8 protein-coding genes are annotated in these 10,464 nt (G+C 72.5%); all 8 read left to right on the forward strand.

The window, feature by feature from the left end:
• Positions 1–937: ADP-ribosyltransferase (locus CCS38_RS33830; RefSeq protein ID WP_223737292.1), on the forward strand; the 937-nt coding region annotated here is incomplete at its 5' end.
• Positions 938–978: 41 nt separating this feature from the next.
• Positions 979–1,377, forward strand: a complete 399-nt coding sequence (locus tag CCS38_RS33835) for a hypothetical protein (protein WP_223737294.1) — start codon at positions 979–981, stop codon at positions 1,375–1,377.
• Positions 1,378–1,469: 92 nt separating this feature from the next.
• A complete protein-coding gene (locus tag CCS38_RS33840) occupies positions 1,470–1,613 on the forward strand; it encodes a hypothetical protein (RefSeq protein WP_223737296.1) in 144 nt (47 codons plus the stop codon).
• Between the two features lie 208 nt (positions 1,614–1,821).
• Positions 1,822–2,130, forward strand: a complete 309-nt coding sequence (locus CCS38_RS33845; protein WP_223737298.1) for a hypothetical protein — start codon at positions 1,822–1,824, stop codon at positions 2,128–2,130.
• 185 nt (positions 2,131–2,315) lie between these two features.
• Positions 2,316–3,671, forward strand: a complete 1,356-nt coding sequence (gene eccD / locus CCS38_RS33850; protein WP_223737301.1) for a type VII secretion integral membrane protein EccD — start codon at positions 2,316–2,318, stop codon at positions 3,669–3,671.
• Positions 3,672–3,751: 80 nt separating this feature from the next.
• Positions 3,752–5,056 (forward strand): nucleotide-binding protein, encoded by a 1,305-nt coding sequence (locus CCS38_RS33855; protein WP_223737303.1) that lies wholly within the window; start codon positions 3,752–3,754, stop codon positions 5,054–5,056.
• Between the two features lie 37 nt (positions 5,057–5,093).
• A complete protein-coding gene (gene eccCa, locus CCS38_RS33860) occupies positions 5,094–9,068 on the forward strand; it encodes a type VII secretion protein EccCa (RefSeq protein ID WP_223737307.1) in 3,975 nt (1,324 codons plus the stop codon).
• A gap of 75 nt (positions 9,069–9,143) precedes the next feature.
• On the forward strand, positions 9,144–10,464 hold a 1,321-nt coding region (locus tag CCS38_RS33865; RefSeq protein WP_223737309.1), incomplete at its 3' end, for a DUF6177 family protein.

The raw sequence follows: 10,464 nt of genomic DNA on the forward strand, positions 1-10,464 counted from the left end.
AAACGACGGCGCGCACGGGCACGACGGATCACCCGGCGGACACGGCGACGACGCGGCCGGGCACGGTGATGACGCGGCCGGGCACGGCGACGACGCGGCCGGGCACGGTGATGACGCGACCGGGCACGGTGACGACGCGGCGCACGTCGGGGACCACGCGGACCTCGGCGACCACGCGCACCTCGGGAATGACGCCGCGGACGCCGCCGCGCACCACGGCACCGACGCGCCGGCCGTCCCGCACCAGGGCACGGACGTACCGGGCGGCGGCGCCGGGGAACCGTTCGAGTACAAGCCGCATGTGTCCGCGGACGACTTCGACCAGCTCACGGACGCCGAGAAGCACGCGGTGGCCCAGGCCGAACTGGCACACGGTACGAACCCCGCGCCCAGCGTCAGCGACGAAGCGGGGCTCCGCTACGGCAACGCGTACTGGGACGACTTCATGGACCAGGTTCCCCCCTCGTCCAAGGAGTCGTTGGTGACCTACACCGGAAGCGCCTACACGCAGATCAACGGACACCTGCGCTTCGGGGACGACGTGCCCGACTCGATCACGCACACCATCGATGAGATGGACAAGGTCATGGGCGCCCGCCCCGTGCCCGAGAACATCATGGTGGTCCGCGGCACCGAGATCGGCCACCTCAACCTCGACTCACCGCTGGACATGGAAGGCCGCGTCTTCGACGACAAGGCGTACACCTCCACGGCACTCGGCAAGAAGCCCCCGCCCCCCTTCGACCAGAAGTCCGTGTACATGCATCTGCGGGTGCCGCAGGGCACGCCGGCCCTCTGGTTGGAGCACATCACGCAGGTCAAGGGCGAACGGGAACTGCTCCTCGCCCGCGGCAGCGAGTACAAGGTGACGCGGGTCTTCATGGACGCGGCAGATGGCAAGTGGCACGTCTACGGGGAGGTTCTGCCGAGGCCGTAGCCTCGTTGCGGAACAGACAAAGGTTAAGGAATGTGGACGTCATGAGCAGCGAACGACCGATCAACCCGCGCTTTGCCGAGGACCTGCCGTTCAACCAGGTGGCCGGTCCCCCGTCGTACAGCCGGGAGACCGACGGGCCGGTGACGTACCTGAGCATCGCCGACGCGACGGGCACGGTGATCGGGTACGTGTGGGCCAACGACGGTGATGACGCGGCCGGTTGGGTGGTGCCTCCGGGGCTTTCCGCGAGCGCTGTGAACGCGGGCGCGTCCTGGCTGCGGGCACTGCGCAGCGGCAAGGCCCGGGGGCTCGCGCCCACGGCTCTCCTCGCCGAGCTGGCGCAGGGTGCGAACGACAACAAGCTGAGCCACGCCCTCCCCGGCACCCTCACCGAGGCACCGTCGCTTGCCGCGCTCAGGAGCATGGCCGCTGGTGGCTGAACCCGCGCCGATCGATCCGCCCGGAACGTCGAGTGGGGCGGCGGGCAGAAGGACGCCGACGGCTGTCGCCGGCCGATGCCGTCCGTGCGGTCATGACGGTGGTTCTCGGGGAGCGGATCAGCGACGGGGTGATCGACCGGGCAGTGAAGAGCGGTCTGCTGGACGCCACGGTCGAATCGCTCCGCACCTGGTACGAGGCGTGCCGTTTCCGCGGTGGGGACCTGCCGCCCGCGTGACGTTCCGGGCGCATCAAGGGCCTTCTTGTCGACGCGGTTTCAGGAGTGCGGCGGGGCGTTGTGCGGGAATTCGCGGGGTGGGGTTCCGTTTCATGATCTTTCTGGGGCTTGCCCGGTGGTGACCCTCTGACCCTGGGGTGTACTGGTTACTCACCCATGCCATATGTTCCAGGGACGAACACGACCGACACAACGGACGACGAGACGTATGGCACGGGATTACGACAGCCAGCTTCTGGAGTCGGTGGCGGTGCGCCGGCGGAGGATGCGGGACGCGCTGCTGTTCGGCGCGCAGCGGGCGCGGCGAACAGCGGACGAGCGGATCGGGAAGATGTTCGCCGGTATCGCCATCGCCGCCGTGCTGTGCGCGGGCTGCGTCGGATGGTCCTTCCTCCAGCACACACTGGCGCAGCAGAAGGCCGAGCAGGAGAAACAGCAGCGTCAGGAACAGCAGTACGAACAGCCGGCGAAGACGGCGACGCAGTGGGAAGCAGTGGGAAGCAGTGGGAAGCAGTAGGAAACGGAAGAAGTAATGAGTGGGGAGGTTGTCGGGGATTTCGTACCGATAACCCAGGGGGATATAGGGGGAATTCTGTGCATGGGCGGTGGAATTCCCCGCATAAGGGAATGGGCGGGGCGCCAGTAACATGGGAACGCCGTACAGGCCCGAGTCCTCAACGTCGCGACGATAGGTTCCCGTAAGTGGTGAGCACAGCAACGACATCCCGGGCGCAACTCAGCCGGGTGACCTTGGTCGGCGAGCGACGCCGGGCCGACATCGTTCTGCCCTCCGACACCCCGATAGGGCAGCTGCTGCCGGACATCCTGCAGCTGCTGGACGACCGGGCCGCGTCGCGGCCGATGACCCGGCAGCTGATCACGTCGGACGGGTCCGCGCTGCCGCACGACAGCACGCTGTCGTCGGCGGAGGTCGCGGACGGCGCCGTGCTCCGGCTCGTCCGGGCCCACTCCGCGCCGCCCGCCCCCGTCGTGCACGACGTGACCGACCTGGTGGCCGACGACCTGGACCTGCAGACCTGGCGCTGGCGGCCCGCCGCGCGCCGGGTCAGCGCGGGCGTGGCGACGGTCTCCTTCGCGCTGGTCGCCGCGGTGCTCGCGCGCCGCGAGTTCGCGCTGGACGCGCTCGTGGGCGTACTGGTCGCGGTCACGCTCGTGCTCCTCGCGGCCGGCGCGCTCGTCGCGAAGGTCGGGCAGGGCAACCGCGGGCTCGCCACGGCGCTGCTGCTCGCCTCCGGCGGCCTCGGCGTCCTCACCGCCTGGACCGCCGCCGACGCCTACGACTGGTCGGGGACCACGCGGCTGGCCGCCGTCGGCGGCGCGCTCGTCGTGACGCTGGCGCTCCTCGGGTACTTCTCGCCGCTCGGCCGTGGCGGGCTCATCGGCGCCGCGGCCACCGCCGGGATCGCCGTGGTGTGGGAGGCGGTCGCCGCGCTGCAGGACGACCCGGTGCGGCTCGGTGCCGTGATGGCCGTCTGCTCCGTGATCCTGCTCGGCCTGCTGCCGCGGCTCGCCCTGATGGCCTCCGGGCTCACCGCGCTCGACGACCGCCGCTCCGGCGGCACGTCCGTCAGCCGCCACCAGGTGGGCAACGCGCTCGCGGCCACCCACCGCGGCCTCGCCCTCGCGACGATCGTCACCGCGGCCTCCGCGGTGGCCGGCGGCTGGCTGCTCACCACGGCCGCGACGCCGACCGTGTGGACCGTCACGCTGCCCGCGCTCGTGGCCCTCGTACTGCTCTCCAGGGCGCGCGCCTTCCCGCTGGTGGCCGAGGTCGTGGCGCTGTTCGCCGCCGCGGCGGTCCTCGTCGTACGGCTGGTCGTGGTGTGGCTGGACCACACCGGGAGCGCCGGGCCGTTCGTCGTGCTGTGCGCGGCCGCGGTGCTGCCGCTGCTCGTGCTGGCGGTGCAGCCGCCCGAGCATGTGCAGGTCCGGCTGCGGCGCGTGGCCGACCTGGTCGAGTCCATCGGCGTGATCGGTCTCTTCCCGCTCGCGGTGGGGGCGTTCGGCGTGTACGGACAGCTGCTCGACAAGTTCTGATGCTCAACACGCTCCACAAGTTCTGAGTTCGACGCGCAGGCGCTCCGGGCGGGGCAGCAGGGCGGAAAAGAAGGGCTGACATGCCGAACGGAGACAACTGGCAGGGCGATGTGCTGCGTGACCTGCGGGGCGGCGGCGCGCCACAGGGCGCGCAGGGGCCCGCCGCACAACAGCCGGGCGCACCCGCCCCCGCGCACGAGGCCGCACCCCAGCCTGCGGCGCAGCAAGGCACACCGCAGCAGGCCGCGCCCCAGCAGAGCGCGCCCCAGCCGGGCGCCCAGCCGCCCGCCGCGCCGCAGCAGCAGTACCAGCAAGCGGCGGCCCCGTACCAGCAGACACCCCAGTACCAGCAGGCGCCTCAACCCGAACAGCCGCAGCAGGCGCCCCAGTACGACCAGCCGCAGCAGTATCAGCAGCAGCTCGCACCGCAAACCGCTTACGCCTCGGGCGCAAGCCCGCACCGCACCCCCGACTCCCGCCCCGTGGTGGACAAGGGCCTCGCCCGGACCGGGCGCAAGCCGCGGCACGGTGAGTCGTTCGCCGCGCGGGCCGCGCGGGGCCTGCGCCGTACCGTCTCCTCCTCCGCCGCGCGCGAGGTCGCCGACACCACCGCCACCGCCGAGGTCCTCCAGCAGCCGGTGACCACCGGCCGGCAGATCGCCGTGACCTCCATCCGGGGCGGCTCGGGCAAGTCGACCGTCGCGGCGCTGCTCGGCACCGCGTACGCGCACTACCGGCAGGACCCGGTGCTGTTCGTCGAGGCCGACCCGTCGCTCGGGTCACTGCCGCTGCGGCTCGGCGCCGAGACGCTGCGCTGGACCACCGGCGATCTGGCGGGCATCGTCGAGCCGCAGATGTCGCTGCTGGACGTCACCGGGTACCTCGTCCAGCTGCCCAACAACGCCTGGCTGCTGCCCGGCAGCCAGGGGCAGATCGGCGCGATGCTGGACACCAGGGCGTACGAGCGGGTGATGGTCTCGCTGCGCCGGTACTTCGGCGTGACGGTCGTGGACTGCGAGACGCTGCCCGCCGAGGTCGCCCGCGTGGCGCTCTCCGCCGCCCAGGCCCGCGTCCTGACCGCGCCCGCCACGCTGGAGGGCATCACCAGTACCCACTCCGTACTGCAGTGGATGCAGGGGCTGCCGCCGCACGTGATCGCGGGCACGGTCGTCGTGCTCACCGAGCTCGTGCCGCACGGCGGCCTCGACCTCGACGCGGCGGCCGAGCAGCTGAGGTCCACCGGGGCGAGCGTGCAGGTCCTCCCGTACGACCGGCATCTGGCCGCCGGCGGCACGATCCGTACCGAACTCCTCGCGCACTCCACCAGGGAAGCCGCCACCCGCATCGCCGCGGACGCGTTCCGGCTCTCCCAGCAGCGCCACTGATCCCCATGCCGAGCCCGACCGTGAGTGACGGACGCCGATGAGTACCCGACTGATCCACCGCCCGGCCAGGACCGCGCGGCCCCAGGCCGCGCCCGAGGCACGCGTCATCGAGGCCCCGCCCAACCTGCCCGAGGGCAAGTCGGGCAACGTCGCGATGTCGCTGCTGCCCGTCGCGGGTGTCCTGTCGTCCGTCGTGATGATGACGGTGGTGCGCAACAGCCAGTTCGCCGGGCTCGGCGCGATCATCGTCGTGGTCACCCTCATCGGCACCCTCGGCCTCGCCTTCTCCCAGCGCGGCAAGGCCCAGCGCACCCGCCGCACCCAGCGCGAGGCGTACCTCGCCTACCTGGAGGACCTGCGCGAGGAGCTGTCCCGCGAGGAGCGCGAACGGCGCGAGCAGGCCGATGTGCTGAACCCGCCGCCGGACGCGCTGTACGACATCGTGCGCGACCCGGCGCGGCTGTGGGAGCGCCGTCGGCTGGACGGGGACTTCCTGCGGGTGCGCGTCGGCACGGGTGAGATGCCGGTACGCGATCTGACCGTCGCCCAGCAGGGTTCCTCCGTCCTCACGCCGCCCGACCGCTTCATGCTCAACGAGGCGTCGGCGCTGATGGACCGCTTCCGCACCGGCACCGAACTCCCGCTCACCGTCCCGCTCGACCGGGTCGGCAACATCAGCGTCGTCGGCCCGCGCGAGGACTGCCTGCGCGTCGCCCGCGCGCTGCTCGTGCAGACCGCCGCCACCCACGCGCCCGACGATGTGGCGATGGCGCTGGCGGTACCGGGCGACCGGCTCCCCGAGTGGGAGTGGGCCAAGTGGCTGCCGCACCTGCTCGACACCGAGCAGTTCGACGGCCCGGTGGCGGCCCGCCGGATCGCCCCCTCGGCGCCCCAACTGGCCCGGCAGATCGGCCCCGAGCTGCGCCGTCGCGCCTCGTACGCCGCCGAGGTGCGCCGCGGCCTCTCCAACCGGGACGCGCTGGCCATGACCTCCCGGCTGCTCGTGGTGTCCGACGGGCACGGCGAGGACGCCGTGGACCTGCCGCGCCCGGACGACGCGGTCGGCCTGCGCGACATGGGCGTCACCGTCCTGCACCTGCTGGAGCAGCGCGTCCAGGAGCCGGGGCAGGTCAGCGTGCGGATCACCGTGAACGGTGACCAGGTCGTCATCGAGGACCTGCGCGAGCAGGAGCCGATCAGCGCGCACGGCACGGTGGACGAGGTCAGCGTTCCGTTCGCCGAGGGCCTGGCGCGGATGCTCGCGCCGATGCGGCTGTCCGCCGAGTCGCTCGTGGACGCCCCGCTGTCCGGGCCGGTCGACTTCGCCGAGCTGCTCGGCATAGACGACGTGGCGCGGCTGGACCTCTCGCGCCTGTGGGCCCCGCGCGGCGAGCGCGCCTTCCTCCGCGTGCCGATCGGCATCAGCGACTCCCGCGAGCCGGTGCTGCTGGACCTCAAGGAATCCTCCGAGCTGGGCATGGGCCCGCACGGCCTGTGCGTCGGCGCGACCGGCTCCGGCAAGTCGGAGCTGCTGCGGACGCTCGTACTGGCCCTGGTCGCCACGCATCCGCCGGAGGATCTGGCGCTGGTACTGGTCGACTACAAGGGCGGCGCGACCTTCGCACCCTTCGCGGATCTGCCGCACGTCGCCGGTGTCATCACCAACCTGGAGAACCAGGCGGGCCTGGTGGAGCGCGTGCACGCCTCGCTGGCCGGCGAGGTCAAGCGCCGGCAGCAGGTGCTCAAGGACGCGGGCAACGTCGCCGACATCGGTGACTACGCCACGCTGCGCGCCGAGAAGCGCCCCGACCTCGACCCGCTGCCGCACCTCTTCGTCGTCATCGACGAGTTCGGCGAACTGCTCACCGCCAAGCCGGACTTCATCGACCTGTTCCTGTCCATCGGCCGCATCGGCCGCTCCATCGGCGTACACCTGCTGCTCTCCAGCCAGCGCATCGAGGGCGGCAAGCTCAAGGGCCTGGACACCTACCTGTCGTACCGGCTCGGCCTGCGCACCTTCTCCGCCGACGAGTCCCGTACGGTCCTGGACACCACCGACGCCTTCCACCTCCCGCCGCTGCCCGGCTTCGGTTACCTGAAGGTCGACACCAGCCACTACGAGCGCTTCAAGGCGAGCTACGTCTCCGGCGCCTACCGCGGGCCCGTGCAGCGCGCCGAGGACGAGGACACCGGGCCGCTGGCCCTGGAGTACGAGGCGTACAACACCCTCGCCGAGCCGGACACCTCCGCCGAGCAGCAGCCGCAGATGCGCCGCCGCGAGACCGGCCCCACCGAGATGGGCGTCATGGTCGGCCAGTTGGAGGGCGCCGCCGACCCGGTACGCCGCATCTGGCTGCCGCCGCTGCCCGCCGCCATCGCCCTGGACAAGGCCGCGGGACCGGTGGAGGTCGGCGCGCGCGGCATGCAGCTCGCCGCGCGCCGCGGCCCGTTGCAGATCCCGCTCGGCCTCCTCGACGACCCGACCAAGCAGTGGCAGGGCCAGTACGTCCTGGACCTCACGGTCGCCGGTGGTCACGCCGCGATCATCGGCGGCCCCGCCTCCGGCAAGACGACCCTGCTGCGCACCCTCGCCCTCTCGGTCGCGCTGACCCACACGCCCCAGGAAGTCGGCATCTACGGCCTGGACCTGGTCGGCGGCGGCCTCCAGGCGCTGTCGGGCCTGCCGCACGTGGGCGGCGTCGCGGGCCGCGCCGACCGCGAGCGCGCGGGCCGCACGGTCGAAGAAGTACGCAACATGCTGGCCCTGCGCGAAGAACTCTTCCGGCAGCACGGCATCGACTCCGTCGACCAGCTCCGCACGCTGCACGCCGCGGGCCGCCTCCCGCAGCTGGCCTCCGCCGAGATCGTGCTGGTCATCGACGGCTTCGGCGCGCTGCGCGACGACTTCGAGGAGCTGGACGAGGCCGTCGTCGACATCCTCAAGCGGGGCAGCGGTTACGGCATCCACGTCGTCGCGGGCATGACCCGCTGGAACGACGTCCGCATCGCCACGCAGTCGCACTTCGGCACCCGCGTCGAGCTGCGGCTCAACGACCCCAGCGAGTCCAGCATCGACCGCAAGCTCGCCGAGACCCTCTCGCCCGACGAGCCCGGCCGCGTCCTGACCGACGGCAAGCTCTTCGCGCAGATCGCGCTGCCGCGTACGGACGGGCTGACCGACACCTCGGAGCTGGGCGCGGTCCTGGAGCGTACGACCCGTACGATCCGCGCTACTTGGAGCGGCGAAGTGGCCCAGCCGGTACGGGTCCTGCCGCGCGTCCTTGAGCCGCATCTGCTGCCGGGCCCGGCGGCCGAGCCGCAGCGCGTACCGATCGGCCTGGACCAGACGGCCCTGGCGCCCGTCCTCCTCGACCTCTTCGAGCACGACCAGCACCTGCTGATCCTGGGCGACAGCGAGTGCGGCAAGACCAACCTCCTCAAGACCGTCTCCCAGGGCCTCATCGAGCGCTACGGCGAGGACGACCTGGTCTTCGCGGTCATGGACCCGCGGCGCGGGCTGCGCGGCGCGATCCCCGAGGAGTTCCGCGGCGGCTACGCGTACAACCCCAAGATGTGCGCGGGCCTCGCCCACGGCGTCGCCTCGCAGCTGGAGAAGCGGCTGCCGGGCGACGGCACGGACGTGGAGGACCTGGAGCCCGGCAGCTGGGGCGGCGGCCCGCGGATCGTCGTCCTCGTCGACGACTACGACGTACTGACGACGGCCGGCCAGTCCCCCCTCGAACCCTTCCTCCCGTACGTCCCCTCCGCGGCCGACATCGGACTCCACTTCGTCCTCACGCGCCGCGTCGCGGGTGCCTCGCGCGGCATGTACGAGCCGCTGATGCTGAGCCTGCGCGAGTCGGGCGCCTCGGCGCTCCTGATGTCGGGCGACCGCAGCGAGGGCCAGCTGTTCCCCGGTACGTACGCCTCTCTGCAGCCGCCGGGCCGCGGCGTGTTCATGCAGCGGGGCCGCCCGAACCGGCTGATCCAGACGGTGTACACGGAGGGCTGACGGGCCGCCGCCCGCCCTTCCCACGACCACGACTACGACCACGACCAGGACCACGACCAGGAACCGGACGGCCCCATGACCAAGGACGTCATCGCCCTCACCCAGAAGATGCCGGACCCGCTGACCGTGCTCGCGGGCCTGCTCTCCGGCGGCCCCGACAAGCTGGTCGGGACGACGGGCGAGGACGCCGTCGTGCAGCTCTGCGACGCCGAGGGCCGCCCCCTCGTCTCCATCGAGGCCCCGGTCCTGGTACAGGTCGAGGGCGAGGCCGAGCGGCTGCTCGGAGCCACCCCGCCGCCCCTCCCCTTCTGGTGGACGGAGGCCCGCGCCACGACCGGGGTCGCGGAGGCCGAGCGGCTCGCGGGCACCTTCTCCGCGCGGCTCGCCTCGCTGTCCGGCGGCTCCGCCTGGCCGCCGGAGGCCGCGCGCTCGCTCGCCGTCGTGGCGACCGACGGGGTGAGCGTCGCGCCCACGCCCGCCGCCGCGCAGCCCGCCGTCGACGTGCTCACCGACAAGGTCGCCGTCATCATCCAGGACCGCCCGGTGGTCGCCATGACGGCCTGGCTCTCGGACGCGTTCCGGGCCGCGGCCAACGCCGAACTGGGCCTCCAGATCGTCACCAGCCCGGGCGCCACCCTCTCCCCCGCCGTACGCAACAGCCTCCCCGGCTGGCCCTCCCGCTGGGTCGTGCAGGACGAGCGGGACGGTTACTACGACGGGCTGTCCGGCGCCGTACTCCGCTTCCAGAACGGCCTGTTCGCCCCCGTCGAGGGCCCGGGCGCCACTCCCGCGGACGCCCGTACTCCGCTCTCCGCCACCTTCCAGGAGGTCACCGACACCGGCGAACGCCAGCTGGCCGTCTCCTTCCGCACCGTCCATCCCGCCGACGACCGCCTGGTACTCGGCGGCGCCCTGGAAGCGGTATGGCGCGAGCTGACCGGCGAACCCCCGGCCGGCTGGGGCACCTCCGAACCCGCCAACCTCCCCTGGTCGCTGCGCGGGCTCACCGACCTGGCCCACGACCGCGCCCCCGACCCGACCTGGCTCGTGGTCGTCGGCACCCCGGCCCGCCCCGGCCTGGCCACGGTCCGCATCAACCGCACCACGGCCGGCATCGAGGAGGACATCACCCTCGCCTTCGGCTACGGCCCCGACGAGGAACTCCCGCTGGACGCCCTGCCCCGGGCCGCAGAGGTACTGGCCACCCGCCACCACCTCCAGTCCATGCTGGTCCAGCTCCGCAAGGCCCGCCGCGACCTGGCCGTGCCGCCCCGCTTCGAGGGCCCCGGCGTCCCGCTGGCCTTCGTACTGGGCGCGGAGGAGGTCCGCGGGATGCCCGGCGACCGCGCCCGCAACACCCCCCTCTCCGAGCCCCCGGTCCAACTCGGCCCGAAGA

Origin of the sequence: Streptomyces purpurogeneiscleroticus, from assembly GCF_020024005.1 — a bacterium.
Lineage (GTDB): Bacteria > Actinomycetota > Actinomycetes > Streptomycetales > Streptomycetaceae > Streptomyces > Streptomyces purpurogeneiscleroticus.

Bases quoted from the DNA above. Each gene is read 5' to 3' on its own strand.
- eccCa (WP_223737307.1), top strand. From the start codon at position 5,094: ATGAGTACCCGACTGATCCACCGCCCGGCCAGGACCGCGCGGCCCCAG.
- CCS38_RS33835 (WP_223737294.1), top strand. From the start codon at position 979: ATGAGCAGCGAACGACCGATCAACCCGCGCTTTGCCGAGGACCTGCCG.
- CCS38_RS33845 (WP_223737298.1), top strand. From the start codon at position 1,822: ATGGCACGGGATTACGACAGCCAGCTTCTGGAGTCGGTGGCGGTGCGC.
- CCS38_RS33840 (WP_223737296.1), top strand. From the start codon at position 1,470: ATGACGGTGGTTCTCGGGGAGCGGATCAGCGACGGGGTGATCGACCGG.
- CCS38_RS33855 (WP_223737303.1), top strand. From the start codon at position 3,752: ATGCCGAACGGAGACAACTGGCAGGGCGATGTGCTGCGTGACCTGCGG.